Here is a 16,104-nt window from a genome sequence, read left to right as displayed (position 1 = left end):
GATGTATGTCAGGGTCATTTATCAACATTCAGTTTCACCCGCTTAAGGCGCAGTGAGTTGCCAATCACCGACAAAGAGCTGGTTGTCATGGCGATCACCCCGATCATCGGATGAAGTAGGCCGACAGCTGCAATGGGTATCGCGGCCACATTGTAAAACCAAGCCCAAAACAGGTTTTCAACGATTTTCCGAAAAGTTGCACGGGACAGGCGAATAGCCTCCACCACCTTGGTTAGTTCACCTTTAACCAAGGTGACATCCGCAGCTTCAATGGCAACATCGGCGCCAGCACCAATAGCGATACCCACATTGGCCTGTTTCAGTGCCGGGGCGTCGTTGATGCCATCGCCCACCATGGCCACCAGTTGCCCATATTTTTCCTGCAGCCGCATAATTGCATCCACCTTGCCTTCAGGCAAAACGCCCGCCATAACTTCGTCGATCCCTACCTGGTTCGCGACGTGGCGAGCTGTACGTTCGTTGTCGCCTGTGATCATGACAGTGTGAATGCCCATCTCATGAAGCGCGGCAATGGCAGCTTTCGAGTCCTCTTTAATGGTGTCGGCCACGGCGACAATACCGGCTGCCTGGTCTCCGGCGGCAACTAGCATGGCGGTCTTACCCTCGTTTTCAAGACGGATCATGACTTCTTCGAGGTCGCCCAACTCTATATTGGCTTCGCTGAGAAGCCGGCGGCTGCCCACGCGAATGAGCTGGTCGTCGACACGGCCTTCCACTCCTCGCGCAGTAATCGCTCGGAAGTCCACCACTGTAGGAACCTCCAACCCCTTTTCCCGGGCGCCATTCACGATGGATTGCCCCAGAGGATGTTCGGAGCCGGCTTCCACAGATGCCGCGAACCTAAGTACATCGCTTTCATTGAAGCCGGCGGTAGCAATCACATCTGTGAGCGCGGGCTCGCCTCTGGTGATGGTGCCGGTTTTGTCGAGTACAACGGCCTTGATGTCCTTAAGAGACTGAATGGCTTCGCCGGAGCGGATAAGTACACCTGATTCTGCGCCCAATCCCGAGCCCACCATGATGGCAGTGGGAGTGGCGAGCCCCAAAGCACAGGGACAGGCTATCACCAGTACGGAAATTGCCGAAAGTGTACCCAGCATCAATGGTGAAAGTTCCGGGTTAACCCATGGCAGGAACTCGGCACCCCAGTAAAGAATCGGCCTAAGCGACTCGGCGAAAATTAGCCAGATTACAAAGCTAGCAAGACTGATCATGATAACCGCCGGGACAAACTTTGCGGTCACTCTGTCGGCGAATTCCTGGATGGGTATTTTAGAGCCTTGTGCCTGTTCCACCAGTCGGACAACTTGTGACAAAAAGGTATCGGCACCTACCCGAGTGGCGCGAACTTGCAGCATGCCTTCCTTATTAATGGTGGCTCCAATCACTGCTTCGCCAGGTCCTTTCTCCACCGGCACGGACTCGCCCGTGGCGATGGATTCATCCAGATGACTATTACCTTCGACAATTTCGCCGTCGGTAGGTACCTTGCCGCCAGGCCTAACCACCATGATGTCTCCGACCTGAAGCTCCGCAACCGCTACTTCAACTTCATGTCCTTCCCGTAGTACGGAGGCGGTTTTAGCACCCAGTTTTAGTAGTTTTTTGATCGCCTGTGATGCCCGCCCCTTGGCACGAGTTTCCAGGTAGCGGCCAAGCATATGGAAGGTCATGATGGTGGTGGCCATTTCAATAAAAGATGTCATGGGGTAGATAAATCCCACAAGCCCAATCAGGTAAGGGGGCAGGCTTCCCAAGGAAATAAGGACATCCATGTTGGCGGTGCGATTGGTAAGGGAACGCCAGGATGAGCGGTGGGTTGCCCACCCGCCTTGCAGGAAGACCACAGGAAAGCCAAGTAAAGCAACCCAAGTGAGATAGTTTGGCACCGGCACCCAGAACATATGCACCATCATCAATACCATAATCAATGTGGTTGGGATGGCGGCGAACCATAAACGCCTCCAAGCCTGTTCAAGGTAACGCTCTTCAACCGCCGCGTCGGCTTCCGCATTTCCCTGCGAACGACTTTCACTGATGGCTGCTACATCGTATCCCGCTTGCTCAATAGCTTCTTTGATGTTTTTTGTGTTTACTGTTACCGGATCGAAACTAACCGTCACCTTATGATTGGCAATGTTAGTTGAAATATCATTAATGCCGGTAAGGCGTTTGATGGAGGTTGAGACTAGCCCAGCACAATGATCGCTGCCCATGCTAGGTACTGTGAACAAGGCTTCGCTAGTTCCGCTAGACATTGGTGATGACATACTATCTACATCGTAGCCGGCCTTTTCGATTGCGTCCCAAATGTTCTTATCACTTAGCTGGTTTGGATCGAATTCCACAGTGACATGGTGGTTAGCTATGTTGGTACTGATATTGATGATGCCTGATAGTCGATTAATAGAAGCTGTTATGAGGCCAGCGCAGTGATTGCTGCCCATGCCGGACACCAAAAACTGTGTTGTTTCAACATCCGAAGTAGTTTTCGTAAGTTTAGATTTTGAGGGTTGTTCAGGTATGTCCATAGCTATCATCTAACTCCAATTTAGTATGCAAATAGTTAAGACGTTGTTGGGCAATTCAATCAGATTGATTTGACATTATCTGGGAATGTTCCAGACAGTTAACATCAAATTTCGGAAACTGAGTTCGAACATTCCAGCAAACTTACATCGATATGCATCTCGTGATTTATCAAAAAACCCGTCAACAAATATAGCTCCAATTTATCTTGTTGTAGAATCAATCTCGCTAACTAATATATGACGGCTAGGATCTCTAAGTTAGAGTTTCTAGCAGTAGAACAAAATAGATACTACACCTATAAGAAGATACTTAGATGCCTCTTTCAATATCATTACGTTTAGATTACAAAATCGTAATCATAAATTTCATAAAGTTGCGTATGATTGGATTTATGGATGATCTGTTTAGCAGGCTGTTGAAAAATGGGGTTTGATGAGCAAAAACTTCCCGCCGTTAAGAAAATGACGACGTATAAATCGGTAGAAACAATTGCCTCGATTTTGGTGTAACAATTACCTGCAATGCTCAATCGACGATCAGCAACAGCATCTGTTTAAAATATGCGCAGTTTTTGCCTTAATTCCCTGTTTTCAGGCCATTAAAGTCTTCAATCTCGTCACGTTGTACACCGCAGCCACAAACCGGAATATCCAGGCGACTTTGTCCCGGCCGCAGTGGCGAAGTTTTCTCATGAGACCAAACTCTTTCATCCAGCCAAAGCATTCTTCGATCCGCTTGCGTTTAACTTGACTGATACCGTAACCGATAGCTGATGTCGTTCTACCGTCAACGGCACTGCCTAATGATTTGGCCGCGACATGCGGTGTGACTTTTAACCCTCGGCACACTTCCACAAACTCGCCCGTGTCATAGCCCTTATCGGCACCCACCGTCATACCGGGACGGGTGCCTTGATATGCCAACATTGTGGTACCGGCGTCCCACTCCTGGCGGGTACCCGCTTCGGTTAATTCGGCTTCAACGATCAGCCCGTTTCGGTTTTCGGTTAGCAGGTGGCCCATATGATAGAGCTTCGATTCCTTGCCTTTACCCTTACGAAACAGGCGCGAATCACTATCGGTTGTGGACTGGTGTGTCTTGTTGCTGCGCTTATGTCCGTGGAAGTTGTCACCTGGACCGTCACTATCGTCTTTCGGTTTGAAGGATTTCATGGAGGCACAGGCTTCCAGCAAGGTGCCATCAACGCTGAAGTGTTCCCGTGACATCAATTGCTTGGCGTAGGCCTGTTTCTTGACAGCATCAAAAAAGTGCTGATCAACGTCATTGAGCATCAGGCGGTCCCGGTTCTTGGAGAACACGGAATGGTTCCATACCGTATCATCTATGCCCAGCCCCACGAACCAGCGGAACATCAGGTCATAGTCAAGGCGCTCCATCAACTGACGTTCGGAGCGAATCGTGAAGACTATTTGTAACAATAAGGCTCGGACCAGTTGTTCTGGTGGAATTGACGGACGACCAACCCTGGAGTACATCTCATCGAAACACCACTGCATATCCTCCAGCGCATGATCAACCACCGAGCGTATCTTTCGGATCGGGTGGTGCTGCGGAATACGTGATTCGAGGTCAACATAGCTGAAAAAGGAAGACTGAGGATTGATTTCTCCGCGCATTCGATTCTCTCGGTGGTTATTTATCGCTATTATCCCATATCAGGGGTTTTTCAACAGCTGCTAGCCAGGGTAAACAGGATTACACATACATTACAGCAATGTAATACATGGGTCATCTTAAGGTCAGAAACACCGCTCTACTATGACAATGGATAAGTCCAGGTGCACCATGGGAGTTGTGTGCGGGCCGATTCAATGCAGAAACGCAGTGACAGGATATCTTGCCAATATTAACGGTTGATGGCGTACAGGCTAAAGATCGAGGAGCGTGTAATAGTGAATACGAGAAACCGGATACCTGTGAATGAAAATTGCTTGACCTGTGTCTTGGACACAGGTGTAAGGTGACAAAAAGCCGGATAAATTCTTCGGATTTACTCTCGGGTTTAGAACTGATGATTGACTCATATCAAGGCAAGGAACAGATCCTCGGGGTTAATCTGAATCCTGTGATAGTCAGACTGAGCTGCGAGGAGGGCTGTGTGAAAGTTATCGAAATGGCCAGGCGTTTAGGGGTTACGGCCGATACGGTGCGGTTTTATACCCGGATCAAGATTCTGAAACCGGGGAAGAACAAAACCAATGGATATCGGGAATACAGCGAAAATGATTACAACCGCTTGCGATTCGTGCTGAGTGCACGGCAACTGGGCTTTTCCGTTGAGGATATTCAGGAAATTTTGAACCACGCGGATAAGAAGAAATCGCCTTGCCCGACGGTACGCCGCTTGATTGACCAACGCCTGAATGAAACTGAACAACGGTTCGCGGAGACTCTGCAACTGCGGGAACGCATGCAGCAGGCCGTGGTTGAGTGGAGCCAAAAGCCAGATAAGGTGCCGACTGGCCATATGATCTGTCACCTGATTGAAGAGTTTGCCCAGTAAATCAACATAGAGGATTTGCCATGAATACACAGAAATTCGAGAGCCCTACTCATCACCGGGGCGGCTGCTGTTGCGCCAGCAAGTCATCCACTGCAGCTAACACTCGGAGCAGTGTTGACTCAGATAGCGATATCCCGCTGCAGCGGCTACAGGTGCAGGGCGCAACGTGCGGTGGTTGTGTAAGAAGCATTGAGCAAACGCTACGCTCTGTTTCCGGCGTAAGCGATGCGTGTATGGATCTGGCGACGGGTGTCGCTTCGGTCGTTGGCATGGTCGAGTCTAACGCTCTGATAGAGGCGTTGGATCGAGCGGGTTTTCCTTCGACCCAAATCAATTAGTTTATGGCTGATGGTTGGAGTAATTAGCAGTTGGTAAGCCTAAGCATGTTACAGGCGTGAAATATGGTGGTGGAGAAAGCCTGCTGGCCACTGAAAGAAAGGCAATGGCTAAATTTTGTTGTTCAGGAAATGCTAATGGATCAAATTAACACACTTAAGGTGATCGACATGGGCATCGACACCCACCAGGAACCGGTGGTGTATATGCGCAGTGATTGTCACATCTGCCGCTCTGAAGGTTTCACTGCCAACAGCCGTGTCATGCTGCGGTACGGGGAAAACAGCGTTATCGCCACGCTGAATGTGGTGGACGAACAGGTACTGAGTTCCGGGAGTGCAGGGTTGTCTAAAAGTGCCATGCAGCGCTTGGACGTCGATGATGGCGCCGCGGTTAGTGTCGACCACGCACCGGTAGTGACATCACTTGCCGCCGTGCGCAAAAAAATCTTTGGACACAAACTCAGTGATCAAGAGATTACCGCTATTGTCGAGGACATCGGCGACCACCGCTATTCGGATATCGAAATCGCCAGCTTCCTCAGTGTGTGCGCGGGTAGCCGTTTAGACGTAGATGAAATCATCAGTCTCACCCAGGCCATGGTGGCCTGTGGTAAGCGGCTGAACTGGCCAGACGAAGCCATGGTTCTTGATAAACACTGCATCGGTGGGCTGCCGGGCAACCGCACCACACCGCTCGTGGTGTCCATTGTCAGCGCTGCGGGACTCACCATCCCTAAAACCTCCTCGCGGGCGATCACCTCTCCCGCCGGTACTGCGGATACTATGGAGGCACTGACTACCGTCAATCTGGAGCTCAATGAGATTCAACGTGTAGTGGCTGAGACCCATGCCTGTCTTGTTTGGGGTGGCGCTGTCAACCTGAGTCCGGCCGACGATTTGTTGATTCGCATTGAACGGGCCCTGGATTTGGATGGTGAAGGGCAGTTGATCGCCTCGGTTTTATCAAAAAAAATCGCTGCCGGTTCCACTCATGCGGTGATAGATATTCCCGTCGGCCCCACCGCTAAAGTGCGTTCCCAGAACGACGCCGATCGCCTTTCCTCACTCTTTACCCAGGTGGGAGCCGCCTGTGGTATTCAAATTCGCTGCCTTATTACGGATGGTAGTCAGCCGGTTGGGCGTGGTATCGGCCCGGTAGAAGAAGCGCGGGATGTGCTGGCAGTATTGCAGCGCGAGCACAGTGCACCACAGGATCTTCGGGAGCGTGCCTTGTTTCTGGCTGCACATCTGTTTTCACTTGCTTATCAAGAGCGTTATGAACAAGGGCTGGAAAGAGCGATCGCGATTTTGGATGAAGGTAAAGCCTGGCAGCAGTTCCAGCGCATTTTGGCCGCGCAGGGTGGGATGAAAGCCCTGCCTGACGCCAGCTACCAACATACCGAAGCGGCCACAGCAGTGGGCACACTTACCGCTATCGACAATCGTCAACTCGCGCGTCTGGCGAAGCTGGCAGGCGCTCCGGCGACAGCGGCTGCGGGGTTGCGTCTACATGCTCGAGTCGGCGACAAGGTCACCGTCGGACAACCTTTATTTACGCTCTGTTCCGATACGATCGGAGAGCAACAGTATGCGATGGCGTTTTATCGCCAATCGACAATTTTTACGGTCGAGAAGGAACGATGAGCGAGGCGATGGCTGTGAAAGATAAATCTCCAGTGGTGTTTTCCCTGAACAATCATCCGTTGGCTGAGTCACTCAGTAACGCGATTGGTGGTCAACCTGGCGAGTTTAACGCTCGGCAGTTTCCTGATGGGGAGTCCTATCTGCGTATTCAATCTGATGTAGAAAATCGCGCCTGTATTGTGGTGGCTGATCTGTCACACCCAAACATCAAATATCTGCCGTTGTTGTTTTTATTGGAAACACTGCGGGAGCTGGGAGCGTCGCAAGTGGGGTTAGTGGCGCCTTACCTCAGTTATATGCGTCAGGATCGCCGTTTTGTCGATGGGGAAGCGGTTACTTCACGTATTTTTGCCAAGTGCCTTTCTCAACATGCTGATTGGCTGGTTACGGTCGATCCACATTTGCATCGCTATCATTCTCTGGATGAAATCTATTCCATACCCAGTCGTGTTGTGCAAGGGGCTCCGGCATTGGCGCACTGGCTCAAAACGCAAAGCAACCTACTGTTGGTAGGGCCCGACAGCGAAAGCGAGCAATGGGTTGATGAGATTGCTGCCTTTAGTCAACATCCTTTTGTGATTGGAGAAAAGCAGCGCTTCGGGGATCGCCAAGTCGAAGTGATGCTGCCCGACATCAACGAATTCAGGGATAGAACGGCAGTGATTATCGACGACGTTATTTCCAGCGGGCAAACAATCCTGGAATGCGTTAAAACACTTCGGTCCAAAGGTATCGACAACATTCAGTGCGTGGCGGTGCACGGCATATTTGCCGATCACTCCGATAAAACCTTACTGGCCTCAGGCCTGAGCCAACTGGTCACATCCAATACCATCCCCCATCCTTCCAACGCTATTGATATTACGTCGCAACTGATTGCGCCCGTTATCAGCATGCTTAAATTGGCAGGAAAATCATTATGAAAATTACCTTTGTCGGCGGCACCGAGACCGTTACCGGCTCAAAATTTCTGCTGGAAACTGAAACGACAACCGTATTAGTCGATTGCGGTTTGTTCCAGGGCTACAAGTGGCTGCGGGAACGCAACTGGCAAACCTTGCCCCTGGACATCGACAAACTGGATGCGGTGCTGCTCACTCACGCACATCTGGATCACTCCGGTTATATCCCGGTGCTATACAAGCGCGGCTTTCGCGGCCCGGTGTTTACCCATCACGCCACTAAGGCCCTGTGTCAGATTTTATTGGCCGACAGCGGCCATATCCAGGAGGAAGACGCTAAGTATTACAGCAAACATAAATTGGGCAAGCACGCGCACCCTGAGCCGCTTTACGACCGTCAAACGGCGGAAGCCAGCATGAGGCTATTTCAGTCTGTGGAGTTTGATGAACAGATCGAGGTCGGGGATATCCGTTTTTATTTACAGCCTGCCGGTCATATTCTCGGCGCCGCCAGCATTATCGTTGAAGCGGAAGGGAAACGAATCGGCTTTTCTGGTGATGTCGGTCGCTTCGATGATGTGCTGATGCCCCCCCCTCGACCATTGCCGGAGCTGGATCTGCTGTTGATGGAGTCCACCTACGGCAACCGCCGGCACGACACCCAAGATCCGTTTCAGCAGTTGGCGGAAATTGTTAACCGTGTCGCCAAAAGCGGCGGCGTGCTGCTAGTCCCGGCCTTTGCGGTAGGGCGGGCGCAGGCCTTGCAACATCTGTTGGCGACCCTGATGGATCAGGGCGATATCCCCAAAATGCCCATCTATCTCGACAGCCCCATGGCGATCAAAGTATCGGATATTTTCTGCCAGTTCAGTGATCAGCACCGGTTGAGTCACGAGCAATGCTACCGCCTATGCGATGGCGTGACCTATACCCGCACGGTGGACGAATCGAAGGCGATTGCCGGACAGGCTTTCCCCCATATTGTTATCGCTGGCAGCGGCATGGCTACCGGAGGTCGTATTCTCCACCACTTCAAACGCCTGTTAGGCAGTTCTAAAACCACGGTACTGTTTACCGGTTATCAGGCGGGCGGCACTCGCGGCGCAAAAATGCTGGAGGGTGTTGATGCGGTGAAAATCCACGGAGGCTGGGTACCGTTGAGAGCCACTGTCAAAGTCATCTCAGGTTTGTCGGGGCACGCAGACTACCTCGAACTGACCCAGTGGTTACAGCAGTCAGCGCTGACCGATACTACTCGAATTCAACTGATTCACGGTGACCCGGAAGCCCTTGAAACCCTTCGGGTGCACTTGCAGGAGCACACCGCGTTTGCGGTGAATGTGGCGGGTTATCGCGATATTTTGCGCCTGTAATCGAAGAGATAATCCACAGCGGAGAAAAAGTTATGCAAATTGAAACCTTAAAAGATGTGCTGCACTGGACTCGGGAATTTCACCAACACCTCAGCCAGTGTTTATCCCACTGTGCGGACAAGAATATGGATGAACGGGCCCGGATGATCCTTGCGTATCTGTCCGATCATGAGAAGGCACTGACCAAGGTAGTCAGCGGGTTTGAAACCTCAGGCGACGAGCATGCACTGAACACCTGGTGTTACGAATATGTGGCAAAGCACCCCATCGTTCGGCATGCGCATTGCGACGCCCCCTTTGCCGAGCTGGATGCGACGCAAATCATGGAGGTGATAGTCGATCAACACCAGCAGGTGATTGAACTGTATCGCTATCTCGCCTCCAGGGCGGAGATCCCCTCTGCCAAAGAGTTGATGGAATCACTCCGGTCGCTGGAGGAGCACGAAATGATGCGTATGGCGCAGTCTGCCAACCGGTTCGGGGATTTGTAGAGACACTAATTTCTCACAGATACACCACCATAAACGGAGGAATAATCATGACACTTAATGCGTTCAAATTCGGGATGGCCAGCGCGATTACCGCGGCAATACTGTGGCTGGCTTGCAGTCTGCTGGTGATGTTAATGCCTTCCACGATGTTGTCCATGTCCGGAGAAATGGTGCATATGCAACTGAATGAGATGGGTTGGCACTTGACTCTCACTGGTGTCGTTATCGGGCTGGTGGCCTGGTTCGTGGTAGCGGGTATCGCCGGGTGGTTGCTGGCGGCCATTTATAACCGCTTGCAGTCATCCGACTGATTATCCAGCTGATGAGCAGTTTGCCGCGCTATGACAAACCGGTTCTGTTGGTGTTGAATCCGGGTAGTTCATCCATCAAGTGGAGCAGGCATAACGTCTCGGCGCTTGAATATGCGGGTGCAACGGTGCCTGTTGCTATTGGGCAAGCAGGTGTCGGCCAATCAGCTGCGCAGACTTATCCTGGCGCGCCCCCTTGGCTGACCGATGTGCTGACAAATCATGCTGTTCGCGCGGTGATTATCAGAGTCGTACACGGGGGCTCTGAATATCATAAACCTATACCCATCAACGACGATAATTTTCGGCAACGGCAAACCAGTCGATACCACCATGGGCTTTACGCCCAATGAAGGGTTGTTGATGCGCACGCGCAGCGGAGATATCGATCCCGGTTTGCTGACCTGGTTGCAGTGGCAGGAGGGTTGGACGCCCGAGGATACCGACAGGGTTCTCAATTGCGAATCCGGCTGGCGGGGTCTGTCCGGCGGAATCGATAACCCGCGGAATCACTGGGAAAGTTTAAACAAGCAGGTATAGAGGGTACCGGTACATATGGTGCAGGACTCTGCGTTTCCTCAGCAGTAGAGGGATTGTTGTCATAGAAGTTAATCGTCCTGATCGCAGCAATCGCCGAAGGCAGGGAAAGTCAGATCCTTTAGATGCGGAGAATGCTGCAAGAGCTGTACATTCAGGAACGGCAACCGCGATACCAAAAAAGCAAAACGGAGCCTGTGAAGCCATTAGAATAATTTCTGTAGCACGGCGAAGCGCTGTCAAAGCCAAAACCCAAGCGATGAATCAGATACGAGGCATATTAGTCAGCGGCCCACAGGATATTCGAGAACAAGTCTGGAAAACTAAGCCCCATGATTGTGCAAGAGCTTGTATTGAAATGCTCTCTTCTGACAATTCAGATTTACTTGAATCGATGACATTAACCTTAAAGCTTCTGGCGCAAAGATGGCTTATGCTGACTGATGAGCTGGCGCTACTCGATAAAAGGCTGGATAAGCTAACCAATGAACATTGCCAGCAATTAAGAACAAGAATGGGGGTAGGTCCATATACAGCAGGGATCTTAGTGACAGTGGCTGGTGATAACCCTGAGCGCCTGCGTAACGAAGCGGCATTAGCCGCATTATGTGGCGTGAATCCGTTACCTGCATCATCAGGTAAAACTATCAGACATCGCTTAAATCGCGGTGGCAACCGTGAGGCAAATAATGCTTTATGGACTATAGCATTGGTAAGAGCGCGCAGCGATCCAAGAACTCGGCTTTATGTCGAGAGACGAACCGCTGAGGGGTTAACGACTAAAGAAATTTATCGGTGTTTAAAGCGTTATATAGTCCGTGAGTTATATCCGCTTATATTGAGTGATTTGAAGCGTATTAATTTCACAGGTTTGACATAGGAGCGTCAATGCGTGTGCGGAAAGCTTTTTCCACTCTCTTAAGGTTGAGCTGATTCAGGGCGAGCCGTTACAGGATGGAAAGCAAACACGCGAATTTGTTTTTGAATATATCGAAGTAGATTACAATCGGTACCGCCGCCACAGCGCAATTGGCTTTATTAGCCCTGAGCGGTTTGAAGCAAGAACTGTATGTTAGTTAACTGTCCGATGTTGGCGGTAGGGATCACATTACGCAGGGCTTTATCAGGGTTTGTCGGGGTTTTATATCGTTAAGTCATGCGTAGTGTAATAACAAAACGTGTAAGATTTTTATCTGAGGTGACGCTGATATCACCGTCATGTGCTTCGATAATCGCTTTAGTAATAGCTAGCCCTAAACCTGCACCATCACTGTGGCGTTGTCTTGATTGATCGGCGCGATAAAAACGTTCAAATAAATACGGCAAATGCTCGGCGGATATTGCTGGGCCGGGGTTTTCGACACTGATACAAAGCGTGTTAGCAGCATGCTGATAGCTGTTAACCACAATGCTGTGGCCAGAAGCGGTGTGTCGTATCGCATTTGATAACAAATTAGTTAAGGCATGCCTTAGTAAAGAGCGATCGGCATTAATGACGCTAGGCTGACCGGCAAAAGCAAGTTTGACTCCTGCTTCTTCTGCTAAAGCTTCAAAAAACTCGAATATGGCCGAGATTTCATCGGCAATATTTAAAGGCTGTTTGTTCGGGGTAATTAAACCATTTTTACTTTTGGCTAGCCACAGCATATCGCTAACCATCTTGCTAAGCCGTTCTTGCTCTTCTAAATTTGAAAATAACACGTTTTGGTATTCCTCAGCCGTTCGTTGCCGAGATAAACTGACTTGGGTTTGGGTAATAATATTGGTTAAAGGGGTGCGAATTTCGTGAGCAATGTCGGCACTAAAGTGCGATAACTTAGTAAAGCCATCCTCTAAGCGGTTTAGCATGTGGTTGAATGACTGCACCATATGCGTTAACTCAGAAGGTACTTCGTTGGCGTTTAATCTAATGTCGAGTTTGCTGGTTTGAATGTCGCGCATATTGTCACTTAGTCCTCTAAGTGGCGCTAAACCTTGATGCACCGCAATCCAAGCTGCTAATAAAGTAAGGAGGCAGGAACCGAGTAGAATCACCCAAAGACTTTGACCGAGTTGCTGCAAAAAGTGGATGTGAAAATCCATATCAATCGCTGTAATTAACCGGTAGTTATCGTTTGCAGTGGCTATGTTCAGAGCAATACCCCGATAGGCTTTATCTTGATATTGCCAGTGTTGGATATTTTCAATTTTAAATGTATCTATGGATTCATCAGTATCTGTAAGTTGGCTTAAATCAAAATTAGCATTGTTATAAATAATTTGCTGCTGAGAATTGTTTATTTGGTAATACACGCCATGATGTCCGGCAACAGCTTGCGATAATGATTGAGCTAAAGTTTTCGGATCTGTAGGTTCTTTAAGGAACACTTGCTGAACAGAGTGAACAATAACGCCAAGTTCATCGGCATCTTGTTCGATAAAATGGTGCTCTATAGAACTGATAAGCAGTTGCCTAACAACCAGTAAACAAACCGCAATAGTGACAACGACAGACAGTACCACTCTCAGGGTCAAGGACAGTGGCCGTTTAGTGTTATGCTTCATCCGCTTGCTCGTTTTCAAGTTTATAGCCCATGCCGCGCACGGTGTGGATTAATTTTGGCATAAAATCATCGTCTACTTTAGCCCGTAACCTTCTTATAGCGACATCAATAACATTGGTGTCGCTATCAAAGTTCATATCCCAAATCTGTGAGGCGATTAAAGATCGGGGTAAGACTTCACCGCTGCGGCGCATTAATAACTCTAATAAAGAAAACTCTTTATTACTCAAGGCAATTTTGACTCCGCTGCGCATGACTCTTCTTTTGGGGACGTCTAATTGTAAATCGGCCACCTGAAGTAAATCTGGGGTGGTTATGGTTTGGCCGCGGCGTATTAGGCTGCGTACCCGCGCCAACACTTCTGAGAAAGCAAAGGGTTTAATTAAGTAATCATCCGCGCCTAATTCTAAGCCTTTAACTCTGTCATCAACGCTATCACGGGCGGATAAAAACAATACTGGCGTAAGGTTATTGCTTTCGCGAATAGATTGTACTATCCGCCAGCCATTAACATCAGGCAACATCACATCCAGCACAATCAGATCAAATACTTCGGTCATTGCAAGGTGATGGCCGTCTAAGCCGTTTCTAACCAGTGAAACTTGAAAACCCGCTTCAGTGAGGCCTTGCTTTAAATAATCACCCGTTTTGATTTCGTCTTCAACAATCAGTAATCGCATAACCTTTCCTGTAAATAGGGGTAATTGATAGCTTGCAATACACAGGCTGCCAGCTAGATGACAACAAAATTACAACTTTGTCATGTCAGAGTCATGTTGCTGACAGTTATAAATAGCTAAGCTAGATGAAATAAATAAGTTCAGGGGTTATATAAATGAATGATAACAAGTTCAAGTTACCGGCTTCTATCTCGCGGCGCCGATTTGTCCAAGGGCTTGCCATCGGAGGCGTAATAGCTAGTTTCCCGCATGTTGTTCGCGCCGGTAGCTCTTTTAAAGACAATGCCGCGACAGGTTCAGCACCTGAATTAAGTGGCAAAGTTATCGAGCTAACTATTGCTGAGTCCTTAGTCAATTTTACCGGTGTAGTACGTACAGCAACCACCATTAATGGCTCTATTCCGTCACCAACGCTGCGCTTACGCGAAGGCGATGAGGTGACGATTAAAGTGACCAATACCTTATCTGTGCCTAGCTCTATTCACTGGCATGGCATTATTTTACCTTATCAAATGGATGGGGTACCAGGCTTAAGCTTTAAGGGCATTATGCCCGGTGAAACCTTTGTTTATAAGTTTACTTTGCAACAAAGCGGTACTTACTGGTATCACTCTCATAGTGGCTTCCAAGAAATGACTGGCATGTACGGTGCACTAATCATCGAGCCTAGAGAGCAAGATATCATCGTTGCTGATAGGGAGTATGTGGTACAGCTTTCAGACTGGACCGATGATGACCCGATGAAAGTATTTAGTAAACTAAAAGTGCAAGGTGATATCTACAATTATAATCAACCAACAGTACGAGATTTTTTCCGAGACCTGTCAGAAAAAGGGCTTAGTTCAGCATTATCAAAACGTAAAATGTGGCAAGAAATGCGCATGAGCCCGACAGACTTGGGAGATGTGTCAAGCGCTGCACTAACCTACTTATTTAACGGCAGCACACCGCTGGCCAATTGGCGAGGCCTGTTTAAAAAAGGCGAAAAAGTTCGCTTGCGCTTTATTAATGGCGCCAGCAATACCTTCTTCGATGTCCGTATCCCGGAACTGCAAATGACCGTAGTGCAGTCTGATGGCCAAAATGTCCATCCAGTAACTATTGATGAGTTCCGATTCGGCCCGGGTGAAACCTATGATGTACTGGTCACACCGCAATCTGATGCTTATACCATTTTCGCCCAGACCATAGAACGCACCGGTTATGCTCGAGGCACCCTAGCGGTAGCCGACAATATTAATGCACCCGTACCGGCAGTCGATCCAGTAGAGTGGTTAGCGATGGCCGACATGATGGGCAATATGTCCCATGGCGGTTCAATGACAGAGGGCGCTATGGATCATAGCCAACATGGCGCAGCTATGCCGATGGATTTAAGTCAGCATGCAGGGCCGGCCGCTGCTTATGCTAAAGCCAGCACGCAAGTGCGCCATGCCAGTACTGAATATGGCCCTTCGGTTGATATGCGGGTAGATACGCCAAGAACTAACTTGGACGATCCGGGCATTGGTTTACGCAATAATGGCCGAAAAGTGCTGACGTTATCCGATTTACACTCACTAGAAGGTGTTATTGAACCACAGCGTCCTGAAGCTGAAATTGAATTGCACCTAACTGGCAATATGGAACGCTATAGCTGGTCAATTGATGGTTTAGAGTTTGGCCAAAGTACACCTGTGCATATGAAGTTACATCAGTGCGTTAGGGTGATTTTACATAATGACACCATGATGACTCACCCTATGCATTTGCATGGAATGTGGAGTGATTTAGAAAGTGAAAGTGGTGAAGTCCAAGTCAGACGCCATACTATTCCGGTGCAACCTGCTCAGCGAATTAGTTTTTTAACAACGCCGCATGATGTAGGACGGTGGGCCTGGCATTGTCATCTGTTATTTCATATGGATGCAGGTATGTTTAGAGAAGTGGTGGTGTCATGAAAATAACAAAATTAGTCAGTAGCGCGCCGGTGATTGCGTTAACAGCGAGTTTATTGCTAGTAAATGCTGGGGTGATGGCAGACAGCCAAATGGACCATAGCGAAATGGATCATAGCAAGATGAAGCATGGTGATAAGGCGATGGACCACAGCGCAATGGATCATAGCAAGATGAAGCATGGTGATACGGCAATAGACCACAGCGAAATGGATCATAGCAAGATGAACCATGACGATAAGGCGATGGACCACAGCCAGATGGATCATAGCAA

General features: G+C 49.2%; 16 protein-coding genes and 3 pseudogenes. 14 read left to right on the top strand and 5 right to left on the bottom strand.

Translation table 11 applies throughout. From position 1 onward, the window contains the following. Positions 1-14: 14 nt before the first annotated feature. Both E8Q33_RS09685 and E8Q33_RS09680 read right to left on the bottom strand, forming a co-directional pair. Positions 15-2,561, bottom strand: a complete 2,547-nt coding sequence (locus tag E8Q33_RS09685; protein ID WP_247870024.1) for a heavy metal translocating P-type ATPase — start codon at positions 2,559-2,561, stop codon at positions 15-17. Between the two features lie 582 nt (positions 2,562-3,143). Beyond that, on the bottom strand, positions 3,144-4,190 hold the full coding sequence (locus tag E8Q33_RS09680; RefSeq protein WP_136554446.1) for an IS5 family transposase: 1,047 nt from the start codon (positions 4,188-4,190) through the stop codon (positions 3,144-3,146). Between the two features lie 482 nt (positions 4,191-4,672). Here E8Q33_RS09680 and E8Q33_RS09675 point away from each other — a divergent pair, with 482 nt between their 5' ends. The 6 genes from E8Q33_RS09675 (at position 4,673) to E8Q33_RS09650 (ending at position 9,825) form a co-directional block, all read left to right on the top strand. Beyond that, positions 4,673-5,077 (top strand): MerR family DNA-binding protein, encoded by a 405-nt coding sequence (locus E8Q33_RS09675; protein WP_027948919.1) that lies wholly within the window; start codon positions 4,673-4,675, stop codon positions 5,075-5,077. A 152-nt stretch (positions 5,078-5,229) separates the two neighbouring features. Further along, entirely contained in the window at positions 5,230-5,415 is a 186-nt protein-coding gene (locus tag E8Q33_RS15660) for a heavy-metal-associated domain-containing protein (protein WP_211116140.1), read from the top strand. Positions 5,416-5,478: 63 nt separating this feature from the next. After that, positions 5,479-7,059: a thymidine phosphorylase family protein gene (locus E8Q33_RS09665; protein WP_247870023.1), complete on the top strand. Its 1,581-nt coding sequence runs from the start codon at positions 5,479-5,481 to the stop codon at positions 7,057-7,059. Between the two features lie 14 nt (positions 7,060-7,073). Next, positions 7,074-7,982 (top strand): ribose-phosphate diphosphokinase, encoded by a 909-nt coding sequence (locus E8Q33_RS09660; protein ID WP_247870022.1) that lies wholly within the window; start codon positions 7,074-7,076, stop codon positions 7,980-7,982. Then, positions 7,979-9,334, top strand: a complete 1,356-nt coding sequence (locus E8Q33_RS09655) for an MBL fold metallo-hydrolase (protein WP_136554442.1) — start codon at positions 7,979-7,981, stop codon at positions 9,332-9,334. Before E8Q33_RS09660 ends, E8Q33_RS09655 begins: the two co-directional genes overlap by 4 nt. A gap of 32 nt (positions 9,335-9,366) precedes the next feature. Next, entirely contained in the window at positions 9,367-9,825 is a 459-nt protein-coding gene (locus tag E8Q33_RS09650; RefSeq protein WP_136554440.1) for an ATPase, read from the top strand. Positions 9,826-9,838: 13 nt separating this feature from the next. Here the strand turns inward: E8Q33_RS09650 and E8Q33_RS16445 are convergent, their stop codons facing one another. Then, a complete protein-coding gene (locus E8Q33_RS16445; RefSeq protein ID WP_256369458.1) occupies positions 9,839-9,970 on the bottom strand; it encodes a hypothetical protein in 132 nt (43 codons plus the stop codon). Between E8Q33_RS16445 and E8Q33_RS15460 the strand changes: the two genes are divergently transcribed. From E8Q33_RS15460 to E8Q33_RS09630, 6 genes and pseudogenes are all read left to right on the top strand, one after another. Next, positions 9,912-10,136: a DUF5676 family membrane protein gene (locus E8Q33_RS15460; protein WP_247870043.1), complete on the top strand. Its 225-nt coding sequence runs from the start codon at positions 9,912-9,914 to the stop codon at positions 10,134-10,136. The two genes, E8Q33_RS16445 and E8Q33_RS15460, sit on opposite strands and share 59 nt — an antisense overlap. Positions 10,137-10,147: 11 nt before the next feature. Then, positions 10,148-10,486, top strand: a complete 339-nt coding sequence (locus E8Q33_RS09645; RefSeq protein WP_136554438.1) for a hypothetical protein — start codon at positions 10,148-10,150, stop codon at positions 10,484-10,486. Beyond that, positions 10,467-10,673 carry a hypothetical protein gene (locus E8Q33_RS16775; RefSeq protein ID WP_136554436.1) on the top strand — a complete coding sequence of 69 codons (207 nt, stop codon included), beginning with the start codon at positions 10,467-10,469 and terminating at the stop codon, positions 10,671-10,673. The genes E8Q33_RS09645 and E8Q33_RS16775 overlap by 20 nt, the downstream gene beginning before the upstream one ends. A 13-nt stretch (positions 10,674-10,686) precedes the next feature. Then, positions 10,687-10,944, top strand: a pseudogene (locus tag E8Q33_RS16770) (transposase); the annotation flags it as partial. Beyond that, the gene (locus tag E8Q33_RS09635) at positions 10,930-11,550 is read left to right on the top strand and encodes a transposase (RefSeq protein ID WP_211116139.1); all 621 of its coding nucleotides are present in this window, start codon (positions 10,930-10,932) and stop codon (positions 11,548-11,550) included. The pseudogene E8Q33_RS16770 and the gene E8Q33_RS09635, both read left to right, overlap by 15 nt. Before the next feature lie 7 nt (positions 11,551-11,557). Next, a pseudogene (locus E8Q33_RS09630) lies at positions 11,558-11,746 on the top strand (IS3 family transposase); the annotation flags it as partial. Positions 11,747-11,819: 73 nt separating this feature from the next. On the opposite strand, the gene E8Q33_RS09625 reads toward E8Q33_RS09630, so the two are convergent. Together E8Q33_RS09625 and E8Q33_RS09620 are read right to left on the bottom strand one after the other, a co-directional pair. Beyond that, positions 11,820-13,214, bottom strand: a complete 1,395-nt coding sequence (locus tag E8Q33_RS09625) for a heavy metal sensor histidine kinase (RefSeq protein WP_136554434.1) — start codon at positions 13,212-13,214, stop codon at positions 11,820-11,822. Then, positions 13,204-13,893, bottom strand: a complete 690-nt coding sequence (locus E8Q33_RS09620; RefSeq protein ID WP_111570589.1) for a heavy metal response regulator transcription factor — start codon at positions 13,891-13,893, stop codon at positions 13,204-13,206. The genes E8Q33_RS09625 and E8Q33_RS09620 overlap by 11 nt, the downstream gene beginning before the upstream one ends. Positions 13,894-14,048: 155 nt before the next feature. On the opposite strand from E8Q33_RS09620, the gene E8Q33_RS09615 reads away from it, so the two are divergent. Next, the gene (locus tag E8Q33_RS09615; RefSeq protein ID WP_136554432.1) at positions 14,049-15,833 is read left to right on the top strand and encodes a copper resistance system multicopper oxidase; all 1,785 of its coding nucleotides are present in this window, start codon (positions 14,049-14,051) and stop codon (positions 15,831-15,833) included. Beyond that, positions 15,830-16,104 (top strand): annotated as a pseudogene (locus E8Q33_RS09610) (hypothetical protein); the annotation flags it as partial. The gene E8Q33_RS09615 and the pseudogene E8Q33_RS09610, both read left to right, overlap by 4 nt.

This window comes from Methylophaga sp. SB9B (genome assembly GCF_004832235.1).
In the GTDB taxonomy this organism is placed as follows: Bacteria; Pseudomonadota; Gammaproteobacteria; order Nitrosococcales; family Methylophagaceae; genus Methylophaga; species Methylophaga muralis.
The sequence above is the reverse complement of the archived record's forward strand: the minus strand, read 5'-3'. Positions and strand labels throughout refer to the sequence as shown.

What these genes read in the sequence shown, in the direction of transcription:
- E8Q33_RS09685 (WP_247870024.1), bottom strand. Translation starts at nt 2,561, where the DNA reads ATGATAGCTATGGACATACCTGAACAACCCTCAAAATCTAAACTTACG.
- E8Q33_RS09680 (WP_136554446.1), bottom strand. Translation starts at nt 4,190, where the DNA reads ATGCGCGGAGAAATCAATCCTCAGTCTTCCTTTTTCAGCTATGTTGAC.
- E8Q33_RS09665 (WP_247870023.1), top strand. Translation starts at nt 5,479, where the DNA reads ATGGTGGTGGAGAAAGCCTGCTGGCCACTGAAAGAAAGGCAATGGCTA.
- E8Q33_RS09655 (WP_136554442.1), top strand. Translation starts at nt 7,979, where the DNA reads ATGAAAATTACCTTTGTCGGCGGCACCGAGACCGTTACCGGCTCAAAA.
- E8Q33_RS09650 (WP_136554440.1), top strand. Translation starts at nt 9,367, where the DNA reads ATGCAAATTGAAACCTTAAAAGATGTGCTGCACTGGACTCGGGAATTT.
- E8Q33_RS09645 (WP_136554438.1), top strand. Translation starts at nt 10,148, where the DNA reads ATGAGCAGTTTGCCGCGCTATGACAAACCGGTTCTGTTGGTGTTGAAT.
- E8Q33_RS16775 (WP_136554436.1), top strand. Translation starts at nt 10,467, where the DNA reads ATGGGCTTTACGCCCAATGAAGGGTTGTTGATGCGCACGCGCAGCGGA.
- E8Q33_RS09635 (WP_211116139.1), top strand. Translation starts at nt 10,930, where the DNA reads ATGAATCAGATACGAGGCATATTAGTCAGCGGCCCACAGGATATTCGA.
- E8Q33_RS09625 (WP_136554434.1), bottom strand. Translation starts at nt 13,214, where the DNA reads ATGAAGCATAACACTAAACGGCCACTGTCCTTGACCCTGAGAGTGGTA.
- E8Q33_RS09620 (WP_111570589.1), bottom strand. Translation starts at nt 13,893, where the DNA reads ATGCGATTACTGATTGTTGAAGACGAAATCAAAACGGGTGATTATTTA.
- E8Q33_RS09615 (WP_136554432.1), top strand. Translation starts at nt 14,049, where the DNA reads ATGAATGATAACAAGTTCAAGTTACCGGCTTCTATCTCGCGGCGCCGA.